At 65.9% G+C, this 16,138-nt stretch carries 14 protein-coding genes; 6 read left to right on the forward strand and 8 right to left on the reverse strand.

Annotated features, from left to right (window positions below; genetic code table 11):
• Positions 1-58 precede the first annotated feature (58 nt).
• Entirely contained in the window at positions 59-817 is a 759-nt protein-coding gene (locus JMY28_RS27440) for an SDR family oxidoreductase (RefSeq protein WP_201699046.1), read from the reverse strand.
• 283 nt (positions 818-1,100) lie between these two features.
• On the opposite strand from JMY28_RS27440, the gene JMY28_RS27445 reads away from it, so the two are divergent.
• Positions 1,101-2,063: a 2-hydroxyacid dehydrogenase gene (locus JMY28_RS27445; RefSeq protein WP_201699047.1), complete on the forward strand. Its 963-nt coding sequence runs from the start codon at positions 1,101-1,103 to the stop codon at positions 2,061-2,063.
• A 21-nt stretch (positions 2,064-2,084) separates the two neighbouring features.
• On the opposite strand, the gene JMY28_RS27450 is transcribed toward JMY28_RS27445, so the two are convergent.
• Positions 2,085-2,354, reverse strand: a complete 270-nt coding sequence (locus tag JMY28_RS27450; protein WP_201699048.1) for a hypothetical protein — start codon at positions 2,352-2,354, stop codon at positions 2,085-2,087.
• Positions 2,355-2,725: 371 nt separating this feature from the next.
• A complete protein-coding gene (locus tag JMY28_RS27455; RefSeq protein WP_201699049.1) occupies positions 2,726-3,577 on the reverse strand; it encodes an intradiol ring-cleavage dioxygenase in 852 nt (283 codons plus the stop codon).
• A gap of 138 nt (positions 3,578-3,715) precedes the next feature.
• Between JMY28_RS27455 and JMY28_RS27460 the strand changes: the two genes are divergently transcribed.
• Complete coding sequence (locus JMY28_RS27460) at positions 3,716-4,840, forward strand: aromatic ring-hydroxylating dioxygenase subunit alpha (RefSeq protein WP_201699050.1); 1,125 nt, start codon at positions 3,716-3,718, stop codon at positions 4,838-4,840.
• Between the two features lie 81 nt (positions 4,841-4,921).
• On the opposite strand, the gene JMY28_RS27465 is transcribed toward JMY28_RS27460, so the two are convergent.
• The 5 genes from JMY28_RS27465 to JMY28_RS27485 all read right to left on the reverse strand — a co-directional run bounded on the left by JMY28_RS27465 (position 4,922) and on the right by JMY28_RS27485 (position 9,582).
• Positions 4,922-5,380: a PRC-barrel domain-containing protein gene (locus JMY28_RS27465; protein ID WP_236597067.1), complete on the reverse strand. Its 459-nt coding sequence runs from the start codon at positions 5,378-5,380 to the stop codon at positions 4,922-4,924.
• A 154-nt stretch (positions 5,381-5,534) separates the two neighbouring features.
• Positions 5,535-6,473 carry a flagellar motor protein MotB gene (gene motB / locus JMY28_RS27470; protein ID WP_201699051.1) on the reverse strand — a complete coding sequence of 313 codons (939 nt, stop codon included), beginning with the start codon at positions 6,471-6,473 and terminating at the stop codon, positions 5,535-5,537.
• Between the two features lie 10 nt (positions 6,474-6,483).
• Positions 6,484-7,353, reverse strand: coding sequence for a flagellar motor stator protein MotA (gene motA / locus JMY28_RS27475; RefSeq protein WP_201699052.1), 870 nt, complete (start codon positions 7,351-7,353; stop codon positions 6,484-6,486).
• Positions 7,354-7,396: 43 nt separating this feature from the next.
• Positions 7,397-9,349 (reverse strand): putative bifunctional diguanylate cyclase/phosphodiesterase, encoded by a 1,953-nt coding sequence (locus JMY28_RS27480; RefSeq protein WP_201699053.1) that lies wholly within the window; start codon positions 9,347-9,349, stop codon positions 7,397-7,399.
• A 20-nt stretch (positions 9,350-9,369) separates the two neighbouring features.
• Positions 9,370-9,582 (reverse strand): hypothetical protein, encoded by a 213-nt coding sequence (locus JMY28_RS27485; RefSeq protein ID WP_201699054.1) that lies wholly within the window; start codon positions 9,580-9,582, stop codon positions 9,370-9,372.
• 454 nt (positions 9,583-10,036) lie between these two features.
• Here JMY28_RS27485 and JMY28_RS27490 point away from each other — a divergent pair, with 454 nt between their 5' ends.
• From JMY28_RS27490 to JMY28_RS27505, 4 genes are all read left to right on the forward strand, one after another.
• A complete protein-coding gene (locus JMY28_RS27490) occupies positions 10,037-11,950 on the forward strand; it encodes a PAS domain S-box protein (RefSeq protein ID WP_201699055.1) in 1,914 nt (637 codons plus the stop codon).
• 300 nt (positions 11,951-12,250) lie between these two features.
• Positions 12,251-13,186: a MurR/RpiR family transcriptional regulator gene (locus JMY28_RS27495; protein ID WP_201699056.1), complete on the forward strand. Its 936-nt coding sequence runs from the start codon at positions 12,251-12,253 to the stop codon at positions 13,184-13,186.
• Complete coding sequence (locus JMY28_RS27500) at positions 13,183-14,178, forward strand: isoaspartyl peptidase/L-asparaginase family protein (protein ID WP_201699057.1); 996 nt, start codon at positions 13,183-13,185, stop codon at positions 14,176-14,178. The genes JMY28_RS27495 and JMY28_RS27500 overlap by 4 nt, the downstream gene beginning before the upstream one ends.
• Before the next feature lie 47 nt (positions 14,179-14,225).
• Entirely contained in the window at positions 14,226-16,127 is a 1,902-nt protein-coding gene (locus JMY28_RS27505; protein WP_201699166.1) for a dipeptide ABC transporter ATP-binding protein, read from the forward strand.
• The last annotated feature ends 11 nt before the right edge of the window (positions 16,128-16,138 follow it).

Raw genomic sequence — 16,138 nt, forward strand, 5'->3', positions numbered from 1 at the left:
ATCGGTTCTGACGCCTGCTTTTTTTATGTTGGGCGTTCGAGTCGGGCGGGGCGTTGCGCTATCCCCGGCCGACAAACGGCATGGCGCTCGCCATGATCGTCATGTTGAGCACGTTGGCTTCGAGCGGCAGGCTCGCCATGTGCACGACTGCATTCGCGACGTGCGTGACGTCCATACGCGCTTCGGACGCAAGGCGTCCGTCTGCCTGTAGCACCCCTTTGTTCATGCGCTCGGTGAGCGACGTGGCCGCGTTGCCGATGTCGATCTGGCTGCACGCGATGTTGAATGCGCGGCCGTCCAGCGCGATCGATTTGGTGATGCCCGTCACGGCGTGCTTCGTGGCCGAGTAGGCGATGGTGTGGGGGCGCGGCGAATGCGCGGAGATCGAGCCGTTGTTGATGATGCGTCCGCCTTGCGGCGACTGCGCTTTCATGATCCGGTATGCGGCGCGCGCGCACAGAAACACGCCGGTGAGATTGGTTGCGACCACATCGTTCCAGAAGTCGACTTCGTAGTCCTCCAGCGGCACGGCGCCCGCGTTGCGGCCGGCATTGTTGAACAGCACATCGAGGCGGCCGAAGGTCTGGGCGATTTGCGCGAACGCGTGTTCGACCGATTCGGCATGGGTCACGTCTGCGGAAAACGCGTGGGCCTCTCCGCCCTCGGTGCCGATGAGTTCCTTTGTCTCCAGCAGCGGCTCGATCCGGCGGCCGATCAGCGCAACGGCAAAGCCGGCGTTGGCGAGCGCCACGGCGGTGGCGCGGCCGATGCCGGAGCCAGCGCCCGTTACGGCGGCGAACTTTTTCGATGCAGACATTGCGCGTCCTCTTCCCGATTCCATTGAACACGGGAAAAGAATTGCATTCGCGTGAGGCGCGCAGCAATCTTGATTCGTTGAATCAACATCTGGACCCTTGATATCCGGGCGCCGGATAGGGTTTTCCTGATGCGCGGGAAGCGCAGAGCGGCGCGTACACGCGCTGAAGCGAATACAGGGCCACAGCACGCGCCAGAACTTGATTCACCCAATCAACATTGACCGGCCGGCAGACGCTTTCGTAGTCTCTCGACGTCCGTCCATACCCAAAGGGGAAAACACCATGCCGGAAAATCAACGCACGAAGCTTCTGATTGCGCGAAAAGTGCCCGCCGCAGTGGCGCAACGCGCCGTGGCCGAGTTCCATGCCTTCGTGACCGACGCCGATATGGACGCGTGGTCGGTGGTCGACTTTTGCAAGCAGCATGCCGTGCCGGCGGTGCTCGTCGGCAAGAAGTCGGGCTTGCAGGCGGAACACATTGCCGCGCTGCCTGATTGCGTGAAAATCATCGCTAACGCGAGTGCGGGCGTCGATCACCTGGATGTGGCCGCCGCGCGCGAGCGCGGCATCGTGGTGACGAACGCGCCCGACGCCTTGACCGAATGCACAGCCGACCTTTCGATGTTGCTTGTGCTGGCGGCGTGCCGGCGTGCATCGGAGTACGAACGGATCATGCGCGGCGGCTGGGGCAAGTCGTTCGGCATGACCGACATGCTGGGCACGCGCGTGAATGGCAAGACGTTGGGCATCGTGGGCTTTGGCCGCATTGGCCGGGCGGTGGCCCGGCGCGCGCTCGGCTTCGGCATGCGCGTGATCTACACCGACATCAACCGTGCTGCGCCTTCCGTGGAGAACGGCGCGACCTGGTACGCGAGCTTCGAGGAGATGCTGCCGCATTGTGAAGTGCTGACGCTGCACGTGCCGGGCGGCGGCGCGCCCTTGATGACGAAAAAGGAATTTGGGCGCTTGCCGAAGGGGGCGGTATTCATCAACGCGGCGCGCGGCGGCCTCGTGGATGAAGATGCGCTTTACGACGCCCTGACCTCGGGGCACCTGTTCGGCGCGGGCCTCGACGTGTATCGCAACGAGCCCAATGTCGACAAGCGCTTTGCCAGCCTCGACAATGTATTCCTCACGCCGCACATGGCGAGCGCCACGGTGGAAACGCGTGACCAGATGGGCTTTACCGCGCTGGATAATGTGGCCGCCGTGCTGGACGGCCGGCCCGCGTTGAATCGCGTTTGAGGAAGGTGGGCGCGGCTTACATCAGCTGCGCCCCGAATGCCGGAAGCGCTTGAGCACGAGCACGCAGAGCGTCGGCAGATGCACGATGCCCATGCCGCAAGCAATCACCGTCCACGGCGGCGCGATCGTACCGGACATCATCGCGCCGATCACGCCGAAGCACAGTCCAGCCAGCAACAGCGTGGCGTGGGCGATGATGCGCTTCGGCCCTCGCTCCGTGAAGCGCGGAATGTTCACGTGGACATACACCACGATCAGCAAGGCGGCAGTGGCAATAGCGGGGAACAGCATGTTCGAATCCTCGATTCCAGCAACGATGACGGGAGGCGGGCGTCTCTAGCGCGCGTCTTCAAAATCTTCGACTGTAGTGGAGGATTGCCGTTGCGTCGATGGCTCGAGGCTTCGGTCTAGCACCAAACCACGTTGTCGTACGCCACCGTGCGGCGATACACGTTCTTGCCGCGCCAGCTGGAAAACTCCATATACGCGCATTCCAGCACCAGAATCCAGTTCGTGACCCGCATCGCCGCCCCCAAGTTGTTCCCAGTTGTTCGTTCGACTGCGAGACCAGTCTATGACCCGGGAGCGGCGGACAATGCGGCGAGCAGGGCGCGATATCGCGTCCAGTTCGCCGCATTGGAGGATCAGGCGGATATGGCCGATCAGGCGTTCAGCGCGAGCGGCATGAGCACGAAATCGAACGTGGAGCGCCACGGCGTGACGCCGTCGGCTATGCGCTCGTACGGCGCGACGAGCGACGCTTTCACGCCGAACACGGCGTCCGACTGCAGGTACGGATCGTCGCCCACGAAGGTATGCGTGACCACTTTCTGGAAGCCCGGCGCGGTGATGAGGAAATGCATGTGCGCGGGCCGGTAGGGGTGACGGCCGAGGCTTGCGAGCATCTTGCCCACTGGGCCGTCGTGCGGGATCGGGTACGAGACCGGCTTGATGCCGACGAAGCGGTACGCGCCGTCCGCGCCGGTCGTGAAGACGCCGCGGTTGTTCCACTTGGGCTGTACGCCGGGCTGCTGCACGTCGTAGTAGCCGTCGGCATTGTCGGACCATACGTCGATGCGCGCGCCCTCCACCGGGCGGCCTTCGAGATCGAGCACGCGGCCCTCGAACAGGCAGGGCTCGCCCCGGCCGTCGGCGGTGATGCATGCGCCCATCTCGCGCTCGGGCGCGCCGGCCACGTGGAATGGGCCGAACACCGTGTTTTCGGTGGCGGCGCGCGGGCGGCGGTTGTTGATGGCGTCGACGAGCATGGAAAACCCTAGCGTGTCCGATAGCAGGATGAACTCCTGGCGCTCGGCGCTGCAGAGCTGCCCGGCCGTGGTGAGGAAGTCGATGGCGGTTTCCCATTCCGGCTGGGTCAGTTGCACTTCTTTCGCAAACGCATGCAGGTGACGCACGAGCGCGCTCATCACCTCGCGCAGACGCTCGTCGGCGTTTTCACCGATACGCGCATTGACGGCCTCGGCGGAGGCGGCTTCGCTGAAGAACTGGGTCATGGGGAGGTGTTGCCTGTAGGGTTGTCAGGTGAGGGCCACGTCGCAGTCGGGCCGTAACGGCACGTATTGTGCGCCTGTCGCCATCGGGACCCAAAATCTGGTCCAATTGGCGCATTCGATTCGCTGCTCCCATCCGTCATGCTGAAAAACCTTTGGTACGTCGTGGCCGCTGGCGCGGACTTGCGCGAGCAGTTGCTGCCGGTCACGCTGCTCGGCCACCGCTTCGTCGCCTTTCGCGATGCTCAGCGCCGCGCGCAACTGCTGTCCGATATCTGCGTGCATCGCGGCGCATCGCTGGCGGCCGGGCGCCGTGTGAACGGCGAGGTCCAGTGCCCGTACCACGGCTGGCGCTATGGCGGTGACGGCGTTTGCACCCACATTCCCGCGCAGCCACAGGCGCGCATTCCGGCGCGAGCGCGCGTGGACAGCTATCCCGTGGTGGAGCGTCACGGCTGGATCTGGGCGTTCGTGGGCGACCTGCCCGAAGCCGAGCGGCCGCCGCTGCCCGATCTCGGCTGGGCCGACGACCCGGCCGTGCGCGTCGTGTACGGCACCTACGAGTGGGAGGCGAACTGGGAACGCGTGATCGAGAACGGACTCGATTTCGCGCACGCGCCGTTCGTGCACGGCAGTTCGTTCGGCGCGCCCGAGCGCCCCGAAATCGACGCGGTCAACGTAAGCGCCAACGCCTGGAGCGGCCACGCGCGGCTCGTGATGCGGCGGCCCGTGCGCCGGGGCTGGCTGCGCCGCACGCCCACGGGCGAATATGTCGACGTAGTCACGCAAACGGGCTTTCACCTGAGCGGCCCGTGCGCGACGCTCGAACTGACGCTGGCCAATGGGTGGCGCATCCATATCGCGTCGGCGCATGTGCCGGTGGACGAGGGGCGCACGCAGACGTTCTGGATGATGGGCCGCAGCTTTCTGCGCAATGCGCTGTTCGACGGCCGTTTTCGCGCGCGCAATCTCCGCATTTTCGAGGAAGACCACGCCGTGCTCCGGCGCATTCGGCCGGTTCGCGTGCCCGAGAGTTGGCAGAACGAAGTGTCGGTGAAGTCAGATGCCTTGCAGATCGCGTTCAGACAACGCGTGCGGGCGCTGGCGGAGAGCGGCTCGCGCGTGCCGGAGGCGTCGCAGGCGAGCCACGTGGCCACGGTGATCGCTTGCCCGATGCGGCGCACGGTGAACGCTTGGGCGTTGGAGGCCACTGGCACTGCCGAGGCGCCCGAAGTGGCCGCGAACGCCGGGACGTCGCCGCGCTGATCGCCGACGTGCCCTCGACGCGATTTGCGGCTCCGAACGCCTGACTGCCGTTCGGAGCCCGGTGCCAGACGCTTAAGAAGCTCAATGGCGCGGCGTCACCGGCTCGACCGCTGCCCAGTACGGCTCGGCGCCGTAATAGGCGTGCAACGTGCTGCCCCAGTGCGCGTCGGCCATGGAGGGCCAGCTGTCCCGGTCGAAGCCCGGCGCTTCCTTCACGCGCTCGGACGACACGTTGAGCAGGAAGCACTTGCGGCTCGTGTCGAGCATGAGCGCGCCCCAGGGGATCGCGAGCAGCTTGTCGCCAATGCCGAGAAATCCGCCGCTCGACATCACCACGTAGGCCACGCGGCCGCTCTGTACGTCGAGCATGATTTCCTTGATCTTGCCGACTTCCTGGCCGTCCGAACTCAGCACGCGGTCGCTATCGAGCGTGCTCGCGGCCATCACGTCGGGGCCCGGCCCCGCGGCGCTGACACGGCCTTTGCCGACGATGCGCGCGCCATTGCGGGTCGGCATGGGCGGAGGAATGAAGGTGGGCATGATGGTCTCCATATACGAGGGGAACAACATTGAGTCCGGCCAGACTCCCGACGATTCCCGTGTCAGGCGGCAGGCGATGCCGCGGCGGTTCTGGCCGTCTGCCAGGAGACACAGCAAGCAGCGTACCGCGCCGTGGCAGCCCGCTTCAAAAGCCTCATGAGGCGGGCGAGGCGGCCTTTTGCGGCGGGTCGACGTCGTAGCGTTTCGCCTGCTCGAAGAACGCGCGCTCGGCGGCCTTGTTCATCACCAGAATGCTGATGCGGCGATTCAGCGGGCTGTCCGCCGTGTCGTGATCGAGCGGCAGCACGTCGGCGAGACCGCGCACCTGGAGCAATTTCTCCTCGCTCAGATGGCCGGCCACCAGCGCGCGGCGCGCGGCGTTGGCGCGCTCGCTCGAAAGCTCCCAGTTCGAATAGCCAGCCAGGCCCCCCGAGTAGGGCACCGAGTCCGTGTGCCCCGCGATCGACACGCCGCTGTCCACGTCGTTGAGCGCGCTGCCGATCTGCACGAGGATCTCGTACGCGTAGTCTTCGAGCTTCGCGCTGCCGGTTGCGAACATGGGGCGCTTGAGCGAGTCGACCAGCTCGATGCGCAGGCCTTCGTCGGTGATCGACATGCGGATCTGGTCGCGGTACGCGCGCAATTCAGGCTTGCGTTCGATGAGCGCCGAGAGTTTTTCCTTAAGCTGCGAAAGACGCGACTTGTCGACCGCTTCCACGGGCACGGCGTGCGAGAGCGTGGGCTGCGCGTTCGAACCGCCCACGGCGGGCGTCTTGCTGGAGAGGTCGCGGCCACCGCCTTGCACCACGCTCGGGTTGGGATTCGCGGCGTTGGGTTTGCTGCCGAGCATGGCCGAGAGCGGCGTGTTGAAGTACTTCTCGATGCCGTCGCGGTCGTACTGCGACGTCGAGCCGAGCAGCCACATCAAGAGGAAAAACGCCATCATCGCGGTCACGAAGTCGGCATAAGCGATCTTCCATGCCCCGCCGTGGTGACCCTCGTGACCGCCTTTTTTTACGCGGCGCACCACGACCGTGGTCTTGCTGCCCTCGGTGTCGCGCGCGGCGCGCGAGCCTGGAGTTCGTTCGGCCATGTCGGGACTCCTAAGCGGCCTTCGGCGTCTTGGTGGCGCGGACCGCTTCGTCGAGTTCCTGGAAGCTCGGGCGGTCGGACGTGAACAGCACCTTGCGGCCGAACTCCACCGCCACGGGCGGCGCATACCCGGCCAGCGAGGCAAGCAGCACGGCCTTCACGCACTGGAACGGCTTGCTGGCGGCGCGGCCCTTGGCGTTGAGCAGGTCGGCAATCGGCCCGACGAAGCCATAGGCGAGCAGAATGCCGAGGAACGTGCCCACGAGCGCACCCGCGATCATCTCGCCGAGCACGGCAGGCGGCTTGCCCACCGAGCCCATGGTGTGCACCACGCCCATCACGGCCGCCACGATGCCGAAGGCGGGCAGGCCGTCGGCCATCTTCTGGATGGCGTTGGGCGCAATCGACACTTCGGAGTGGTGCGTGTCGAGTTCTTCGTCCATGAGGTCCTGCATTTCCATGGGGTTCACATTGCCGTTCGACATCATGCGCAGATAGTCGACGATAAAGTCGAGCAGATGATGGTCGGACAGCACGCGCGCGTATTTCTGGAAAATCGGGCTGTTCTCGGGCGACTCGATGTCGGCTTCGAGCGCCATCATGCCTTCCTTGCGTGCCTTTTGCAGCAGCTCGTAGAGAAGGGCGATCAGCTCCAGGTATTGCGCCTTCGTGTAGCCGCCGCCCTTGAAGCAGGTGGGCAGCGCCTTGAGCGTTTTGCCGAGCGTGGCCGTGGGGTTGCTCACCACGAACGCGCCCAGCGCCGCGCCGAAAATACACAGGAGTTCGAACGGTTGAACGAGCGCGGGCAGATGTCCCCCCACGCCCACGAAGCTCCCGATCACCGATCCGAGCACGACGATCCAGCCAATTGCTACAAACATGATGTCTACCTTTTTGTTCTCAAAGTAATGCCAGTCAATCTATTCAGGCCGGCTCGACGAGACGCTTCAGACGCGCCTCGTTCGCCGCACGATCCACGTTCAGCAAGGCGTCGATTTCACGCGCCGCCATCGCTTTGCCGAAGAAATAGCCCTGCGCGTAGTCACAGCCCTTGGCCGCCAGCGTGCGCGCGAGCTCCGCGGTCTCCACGCCCTCGGCCACCGTGCTCATGCCGAGGTTCGTGGAGAGCGCAATGATCGCGTCGACAATCTTGGCGCTCTCGTTGCACGAAGTCATGGAGAGCACGAAGGAGCGGTCGATCTTCAGCTTGTCCACCTTCAGTTCGCGCAGATGCTGCAGGCTCGAATAGCCGGTGCCGAAGTCGTCGAGCGACATGCGCAGCCCCGCGTTGCGGAAGTCCGCGAGCACGGCGCGCGCCGCGTCGAAGTCGGACATGAGCGCCGATTCGGTGATCTCGATCTCCATGCGCTCGGGCGGCATGCCCTCGTCGGCGAGGATCGTGAGAAGCAGCGCCGCGAGTTGCGTGTCCTTGAACTGCGCGGGCGAGAGATTGAGCGCGAGGTGGTAGCGCGCGGGCCAGCTCAGCGCGTCGCGGCACGCGCGCCGCAATATCGAAGCGGTGAACACGGGCGAAATGCCCATCTGCTCGATGAGCGGCACGAACACCTCGGGCGAGATCCAGCCGCGCTGCTCGTGGTGCCAGCGCGCGAGAATCTCGAAGCCCGTGGTCTGGCCGTCGGCGAGGCGCACGAGCGGCTGGTAGAACGGGCGGATCTCGCCGCCGGCGAGCGCGCGTCGCAGGTCCGATTCGAGCGAGGCCTGCAGGCGCAGTTCGTCGTCCATCTTCTGCTCGAAGAAGCGGTAGGTGCCCTTGCCTTCGCACTTGGCGCGATACATGGCGATGTCGGCGGCGCGCAGAAGCGCGTCGGGGTCGCCGCCGTCGCGCGGGCAGCACGCGATGCCAATGCTCGCGTCCACGTTGATACGCAGCTTGCCGATGTCGATGGGCGCGCGCGTGGCGGCCAGCAGGCGCTGCGCGAGCTCGCTCGCGGCCTCGATGTGGTCATCGCGATGCACGCGGGCGAGCACGGCGAACTCGTCGCCGCCCAGACGCGCGACCGTGTCGCCGTCGCGCACCACGCGGCGCAGGCGTGCCGCGATCTCGCACAGCACCGTGTCGCCCGCGGCGTGGCCGTGAAAGTCATTCACAGGCTTGAAGCGGTCGAGGTCGATCACGAACACGAGGTAATCGGGCGAGCGACGCTGCGTGCGCGCCAGCGCCGCGCTCATTTCCGCCGCGAGCAGACGCCGGTTGGGCAGGCCCGTGAGCGGATCGTGACGCGCGAGCGCCTGGGCGTGTGCCTCGGCGGCGCGCGTGGCTTCGTGGGCGATATGCAGTTCGCGAGACTTTTCGCACAACGTATCGAAGGCATGCGCCATCGCGCCGATCTCGTCGGTGCGGTTCATGTCGGGCAATGCGCGCATGTCTTCGCCGTGCGCGAGGCGCACGAGCGAATCGGTCAAGGTATGGAGCGGGCGCAGCAGCGTGCGTTCGAGGTAGTGCAGCAGCACGAGGCCAAAGGCTAGCGTGGCGAGCGCGATCGCAGAGGCCGCTTCGAGCGTGTGATGCACGCGCAGAATGCCACGCTGGACCTGACTGTGCAGTCTCTCGACGGCAAGCTCACGAGGCGAAGCGGAGACGGCCTGCGTAGGCGGCGCTTCGGCTTCCCGTGCGGCGCTTTCGTCGTGCCAGGTCGTGTCCACGCGTTCGAAGGCGTGGCCAAACGCGATCAGCTGGCTTGCAAGCAGCGTGGTTTGCGTGGCGAACAAGGCAAAAAACAGTCCAATGAAGAGCTTCGTGCGCGCGCGGATAGAGGCGCGCAGCGTAGCGCGCGCACGGACCATCCAGGGAAGCGCCGCCGCGGGTTCCAGGGCAGCGGTGGGATCGGGCAGGGCCGCCGCGGTTTCCTGACTCATGTCTCGATGTCCGTGTGGCGTTAGATTCTGCGCGTGCGCGCTTGCGCCGCGAGGCGGCGCACGGCGTAGTGACGCGACGTGCCGGTTTGCGTATGAGCGCGGCGCGAAGGTGCGCGACGCGCACGGGGCGACGCGCTCATGCGCGTGCCGGCGCCGCGGCCAGCGGCAATACGCGCCGCGGTGGCGATGCCAGTGGTCTGTTTCAGTCGCAGTGTTTGCGCGAGGGTTCTCATGGTGACACCGGAAGGGTGGGGCTTTGCCCTTTTTACGGCGGTGAAAAAGCGTTGCTGAAGTCGCCAGACATGTTTTTTTTGAGGGCTTGATCGATTTCGCAACACGGTAACCAACCGGTTAAAAATGGCATGTAATTCGGATATCGAATCAATTCGGGCGTGATGATATTCCGGTGGAGAGATGCGCAACGCCCGTCGGCCGAACCGCGTGGGCACCACGGGCAGGAAAGTGGTGGGGGACGATGATTGCGCAACCACGCGTATACCGAACGTTCGTGCGCTTAACTTGGGGTTCCTGCATAAGGGAAATGCCTGGCGCGGAAGGCTTGCGCCACGTGCGTGCTTTGGGCATTCGCGCGCTTCAGTTTTTGCTTGATCCGGCCGTAAACCCTGGTAAGGCGCGCCGGTGCGGAAAGCGCCAGGCAACCTTATCCGCCCTGCCGGGCCCCCCACGATGATCACTGCTCCGCTTCCTCTGGACGAGGACGTTCGCCTTCGGGCACTGCGGCAACTCGACATACTCGACACTGATCCCGAAGAGGCGTTCGACCGCATCTCGCGGCTCGCCGCCTTCGCTTTCGACATGCCGATCGTGCTGATCTCGCTCGTGGACGAAGACCGCCAGTGGTTCAAGTCGCACCACGGGCTGGCCGCGTGCGAAACGCCGCGCAGCGTGTCGTTCTGTGCGCACGCCGTGCTGAGCAAACGCATGCTCGTGGTGGAAGACGCGCTGGACGACGAGCGCTTTCTGGACAATCCGCTCGTCACGGGCGCGCCGAACATTCGCTTCTATGCGGGCTCGCCGCTGCGCCTCGCCGACGGCCAGGTGGTCGGCACGCTTTGCCTCATCGACGCAAAGCCGCGCACGTTCGACGCAGCGCAGGGCGCGATGCTCGCGGACTTCGCGCACCTCGTCGAACGCGAACTGGAGTTACGCCGGCAGCTGAACCGCTCGCGCGCGGCGCACGAGCGCGACCGCCGCTCGCTCGCCATCAGCGAGGCGCGCTTTCGGACCGTGTTCCAGCAAACGCCGATCGGCAAGGCCGTGGTCGATCTCGACGGCCGCTTTCTCGACGTGAACCAGAAGTTCTCCGCCATCATCGGCTATGAGGAGAGCGAACTGCGCCGGCGCACGTTCGCTTCGGTCACGCATCCGGCCGATATCGCTGCCGATCTCGCGCAAGTGGCCGAACTGCTCGCAGGCCGCCAGGCCACGTATGCGATGGAAAAGCGCTATCTGCGGCCCGATGGCCAGGCCGTGTGGGTCAATCTCGCGGTGTCGCTCGTGCGCGACGTGTCGGGCGCGCCGCTGCATTTCATCGCTGCGGTGCAAGACATCACAAGCCGCAAGAAGAGCGAAGAGGCGCTGCGCAACTATCACGTCGAACTCGAAGCGCGCGTGCGTGAGCGCACGGCGGAGCTGCGGCGCAGCCGCGATGCGCTGCAGACCATCACCGACAACGTGCCGGCGCTGATCGCCGTGGTCGATCGCGATCTTTGCTATCAGTTCAACAACGAGACGTTCAAGCGCGTGTTCGGCGCGGAGCCGGCGGCGCTGCGCGGGCGCAGCCTGGGCGAAACGCTGCGCCCGGAAGTGTTCCAGCAGTTGCAGCCGCTCTTTGCGCGCGCGCTGGCCGGAGAACGCGTGACCTGCGACGAGGTGCGTTACCGGGCCGACGCCGATCGCGTATGGTCGGCGACCTACATTCCGGCCAAGCGCGAGGGCAAGGTGACAGGCTTCTACGTCATGGCGCACGACGTGACCGAGCAGCGCCGAACCGAGCAACGCCTGCGCGAGGGCGCGCTGATCGACCCGCTCACGGGCCTCGCGAACCGGCGCGCGCTGCACGAGGCGCTGTGCGAACTGCGCGCGAGCGGCGAGCCGCTCGCGCTGTTCTTCATGGACATGGACGGATTCAAGTCCATCAACGACCGCTTTGGCCACGACGTGGGCGACGCTTTACTCAAGGAGGTCGCGCGCAGGCTCGTCGCCACCGTGCGCGCGGGCGACGTGGTGTGCCGCCTGGGCGGCGACGAATTCGTAGTAGCGAGCCGCGGCGTGAGCGACGCGCGCACCGGCGAGCGCATCGCGGCGGCCATTTGCCGCGAGGTGTCGAAGGCCTTCGTCGTTGCGGGACGCGTGATCGAGACGAGCGCGAGTGTGGGTGTCGTGCTGACCGGCGCCGCGGGTGCTGCGGGTGTTGTGGACGCAACCCATGCGGTGCTCTCGGCCGAGGTCGAGAACAAGGCGTGCGCCGACGATCCGCTTTGTCTTGCCGATGCAGCCATGTATGAAGCCAAGCGCGCGGGGCGCAATACCTGGCGTTTGGCGCCGAACCCCGAGGTGATGGCGGCATTGGATGCCTGACGTAGCGCACTTCGTTTTCATCTGACTGCTTCGATTGCCGCTGGCGCCAGGCTGGCGGCAAGTGCGGCTCCCCCTCGCGCCGGCGCGACCTGTCTTTCCGGCTTCTGCCGGGTTCTCCTTCCAAAATCGTGCAACGTGTTCGAGGCGCGCAAGTTCGCGCCTCGTTGCGCCCGATCAAGCTAATTTCCCCTTGCTATTGCTCGAATAGGGTAAACCCCGGGCGCGATGAAAATTCATTTTCACTAAGATCCGTTCATGTAATTTCATTTACGGACTCGCCGTCCCCACTCCGGCCCACGTATGCCAACCCGACCGTCAACTCCCGACACGCCCGAAGCCGAGATCGTCGCGCGCATCACCGCCGCGATGCCCGTTCTCACGCCGGGCCACCGGCGCATGGCCGAGTACGTGCTCGCGAACCTGTTCCACGCCGCGACCATGCGTATCGACGAACTGGCGGGCGCGGTGGGGGCGTCGGTCGCGACGGCCAACCGCTTTGCGCGCTCGCTCGGGTTCGACGGCTATCCGCAGTTTCGCGAGGCGCTCGTGCGCGGCTTCGAGGCCACGCTCGCGCCGGTCGAGCGGCTGCGCAGCGCGCAGGAATCGCCCACCAGCGGCGCCGAGCTATTCGGCGCCTCGCTGGAGCAGGCCGAGTCGAACCTGCGCTTGTCGCGCCAGTCGATCGACAGCGAAGCGGCCGCAGCCGCCGTGGACGCGATTCTCTCGGCGCGCCGCGTGTACATCATCGGCTCGGGCACGAGCGCGTTTCTCGCCGGGATCATGGAGAACGCGCTGCTGCCTTATCTGGACAACGTGCAGGCGCTCTCCACGGTCGGCGGTCCCACGCATTCCGCGCGCAGGCTGCTCGGCGCGAACAAGGACGATCTGGTGATCGGCATCGCGTTTCCGCGCTACGTGGACGACACGATCAAGCTCTCGCGCCACGCCGCGAAGCTGGGCGCGCGCGTCCTCGCGCTCACCGACAGCATCGACTCGCCGCTCGCGCGCTTTGCCGATCTCATGCTGCTGATCCGCTCCGAGCGGCGCCTCGCGGCGAACTCGGAAGCCGCGGTGCTGGCCGTCATCGAAGCGCTTTGCGACGCCGTGGCGTTGCGCGCGAAGGATTCCGTCGTCGCCGCGGCGGCCATCACCGAATCGGTGCTGCCGTGGCTCACCTCGGCGCAGGCGCATGCCGCGCCTTCCGCCCCGTCTTCCCCAACGAAAAAGAAGTCATGAAATCGAACGCAGTCATTGCCATTCACGGCGGCGCCGGCACGATCCTGCGCGCTTCGATGGCGCCCGAAGTCGAAGCTCAGTATCTCGACGCGCTGAGCCGCATTCTCGCGGCTGGCCAGCGCATCCTGGCCGTTGGCGGGAGCGCGCTCGACGCAGTCGAGGAAGCGGTACGTCTGCTCGAAGACTGCCCGTTTTTCAACGCGGGTCATGGCGCGGTTTTCACGTCCGCAGGCACGCATGAACTCGATGCCTCGATCATGGACGGCCGCACGCTCGAAGCGGGCGCCGTGTGCTGCGTGAAGCGCGTGCGCAATCCGGTGCTGGCGGCGCGCCGCGTGCTGGAGAAGAGCGAGCACGTGCTCTTCACGGGCGAAGGCGCGGAAGCATTTGCGGCGGCACACGGCCTCGAATTCGTCGATCCCGGCTATTTCCACACCGATGCGCGCTACCGCCAGTGGCAGCTCGCACGCGGGCAAGCGCGCGCGATGCTCGATCACGATGGGGCAACGCTCGAAGCCCAGGCCGCTGCAAAGGCATCGGAAGAAAGCCTGCCGCACGAGCCGATCGACCCGAACCGCAAGTACGGCACGGTGGGCGCGGTGGCGCTCGACGCGCAAGGCCACCTCGCGGCGGCGACTTCGACGGGCGGCATCACGAACAAGCAGGTGGGCCGCGTGGGCGACGCACCGCTGATCGGCGCGGGCTGCTATGCCGATGACGCCACTTGCGCGGTGTCCACCACGGGATCGGGCGAAATGTTCATGCGCATGGTCGCGGCCTACGACGTGGCGGCGCAAATGAAATATCGCGGTGTTTCGCTCTCCGAAGCAGCAACGAATGTCGTGATGGAGCAATTGCCGCGCATCGACGGCCGTGGCGGCCTGATCGCCGTGGACGCACAAGGCAACGTGGTCCTGCCGTTCAACACCGAAGGCATGTATCGCGGCTACGCGCGCGTGGGCGAAGCGCCCGTTGCGTCGATCTACGCTTAAGCGGCGCATCGCTTTGCGCATCAAACGAAGGAATCCTCATCGTGCAGATGTCCTCGCACCCTCCTGATACCGCGCGGGCCGCGGAAAAGGCCGCGCTGCCGCCGAACCGCGTGATCGATGTTCGCGATCTTTGCGTGTCGTTCAAGCGCGGCGCGGGCACGTTCGAAGCCGTGCGCAATCTGTCGTTGCACGTCGATCGCGGCGAGACGCTCGCTATCGTCGGCGAATCGGGCTCGGGCAAGTCGGTCACGTCGCTTTCGCTGATGCGCCTGGTCGAGCACGGCGGCGGCCGCATTACGGGCGGCAGCATCGAACTGCGCCGGCGCAGCGGCAGCGTGCTCGATCTCACGCGTGCGAGTGCATCGACCATGCGCTCGGTGCGCGGCGCGGACATCGCGATGATCTTCCAGGAGCCGATGACCTCGCTGAACCCCGTGTTCACCGTGGGCAACCAGATTAGCGAAGCGATCGCGCTGCATCAGCGGATGAACGCCTCGCAGGCGCGCGCCGAAACGTTGCGCCTGCTCGATCTGGTGCGCATTCCCGAGGCGCGCCGCGTGATGGAGCGCTTCCCGCATCAGCTTTCGGGCGGCATGCGCCAGCGCGTGATGATCGCGATGGCGCTCTCGTGCAAGCCCGCGCTCCTGATCGCCGACGAACCGACCACGGCGCTCGACGTAACGATTCAGGCGCAGATCCTGCAGCTCATTCGCGGCCTGCAGGACGAGATGGATATGGGCGTCGTCTTCATCACGCACGACATGGGCGTGGTGGCCGAAGTGGCGGACCGCATTCTCGTGATGTACCGCGGCGAGAAAGTGGAAGAGGGCGCCTCCGATGCGCTTTTTGCAGCGCCGTCGCATCGTTACACGCAGGCGTTGCTCGCTGCCGTGCCGAAGCTCGGCGCGATGCAGGGCACCGACCTGCCCGAGAAGTTCCCGCTGCTTTCGATGAACGAAGCGGCGCGCCCGGCCGTCGCTCCGGACCTCCAGGCAAACGCGGCGAAAACGCACGCCGCACCGGTTCTGCGCGTGCGCGACCTCGTCACGCGTTTTCCCGTGCGCAGCGGTCTGTTCGGCAAGGTCACGGGTCGCGTGCATGCGGTCGAACAGGTCAGCTTCGATCTTCACGCGGGCGAAACGCTCGCGCTGGTGGGCGAGTCCGGTTGCGGAAAATCGACCACGGGCCGCTCGCTGCTGCGCCTCGTTCAGAGCCAGAGTGGCACGATCGAATTCGGCGGCCAGAATATCAGCACGCTCACCGGGTCCGCGTTGCAGACGTTGCGCCGCGATATCCAGTTCATTTTCCAGGACCCGTTCGCCTCGCTCAACCCGCGCCTCACGGTGGGTTTCTCGATCATGGAGCCGCTGCTCGTGCACGGCATCTCGAAGGGCACCGAGGCGCAGGCGCGCGTGGAATGGCTGCTCGACCGCGTGGGCTTGCCGAAGTCGGCGGCCGGGCGCTATCCGCACGAATTCTCGGGCGGCCAGCGTCAGCGCATCGCCATTGCGCGCGCGCTGTCGATGAACCCGAAAGTCGTGATCGCCGACGAATCGGTGTCGGCGCTCGACGTTTCCGTGCAGGCGCAGATCGTCAACCTCATGCTCGATCTGCAGCAGGAACTTGGCGTGGCCTATCTCTTCATCTCGCACGACATGGCCGTGGTGGAACGCGTGAGCCATCGCGTCGCGGTGATGTATCTGGGGCAGATCGTCGAGATCGGCCCGCGCCGCGCCGTGTTCGAGAACCCGCAGCACGCCTATACGAAGAAGCTCATGGGCGCGGTGCCTGTCGCCGATCCGGCGCGCCGCCACACCAAGCGCGTGCTCGCCGCCGACGAATTGCCGAGCCCGATTCGCGCACCCGGCGACGAGCCCCAGGTCTTGCCGCTCGTGCCAGTCGGTCCTGGTCACTTCGTTGCGAAGCATCGGGTGGGCGGCGCTTACTGAACTTGCCGTAG

Origin of the sequence: Paraburkholderia hiiakae, assembly GCF_904848665.1 — a bacterium.
Taxonomy (GTDB): Bacteria; Pseudomonadota; Gammaproteobacteria; order Burkholderiales; family Burkholderiaceae; genus Paraburkholderia; species Paraburkholderia hiiakae.

Bases quoted from the DNA above. Each gene is read 5' to 3' on its own strand.
- JMY28_RS27485 (WP_201699054.1), bottom strand. From the start codon at position 9,582: ATGAGAACCCTCGCGCAAACACTGCGACTGAAACAGACCACTGGCATC.
- JMY28_RS27460 (WP_201699050.1), top strand. From the start codon at position 3,716: ATGCTGAAAAACCTTTGGTACGTCGTGGCCGCTGGCGCGGACTTGCGC.
- JMY28_RS27440 (WP_201699046.1), bottom strand. From the start codon at position 817: ATGTCTGCATCGAAAAAGTTCGCCGCCGTAACGGGCGCTGGCTCCGGC.
- JMY28_RS27495 (WP_201699056.1), top strand. From the start codon at position 12,251: ATGCCAACCCGACCGTCAACTCCCGACACGCCCGAAGCCGAGATCGTC.
- JMY28_RS27465 (WP_236597067.1), bottom strand. From the start codon at position 5,380: ATGCCCACCTTCATTCCTCCGCCCATGCCGACCCGCAATGGCGCGCGC.
- JMY28_RS27490 (WP_201699055.1), top strand. From the start codon at position 10,037: ATGATCACTGCTCCGCTTCCTCTGGACGAGGACGTTCGCCTTCGGGCA.
- motB (WP_201699051.1), bottom strand. From the start codon at position 6,473: ATGGCCGAACGAACTCCAGGCTCGCGCGCCGCGCGCGACACCGAGGGC.
- JMY28_RS27445 (WP_201699047.1), top strand. From the start codon at position 1,101: ATGCCGGAAAATCAACGCACGAAGCTTCTGATTGCGCGAAAAGTGCCC.
- motA (WP_201699052.1), bottom strand. From the start codon at position 7,353: ATGTTTGTAGCAATTGGCTGGATCGTCGTGCTCGGATCGGTGATCGGG.
- JMY28_RS27480 (WP_201699053.1), bottom strand. From the start codon at position 9,349: ATGAGTCAGGAAACCGCGGCGGCCCTGCCCGATCCCACCGCTGCCCTG.
- JMY28_RS27505 (WP_201699166.1), top strand. From the start codon at position 14,226: ATGTCCTCGCACCCTCCTGATACCGCGCGGGCCGCGGAAAAGGCCGCG.
- JMY28_RS27500 (WP_201699057.1), top strand. From the start codon at position 13,183: ATGAAATCGAACGCAGTCATTGCCATTCACGGCGGCGCCGGCACGATC.
- JMY28_RS27455 (WP_201699049.1), bottom strand. From the start codon at position 3,577: ATGACCCAGTTCTTCAGCGAAGCCGCCTCCGCCGAGGCCGTCAATGCG.
- JMY28_RS27450 (WP_201699048.1), bottom strand. From the start codon at position 2,354: ATGCTGTTCCCCGCTATTGCCACTGCCGCCTTGCTGATCGTGGTGTAT.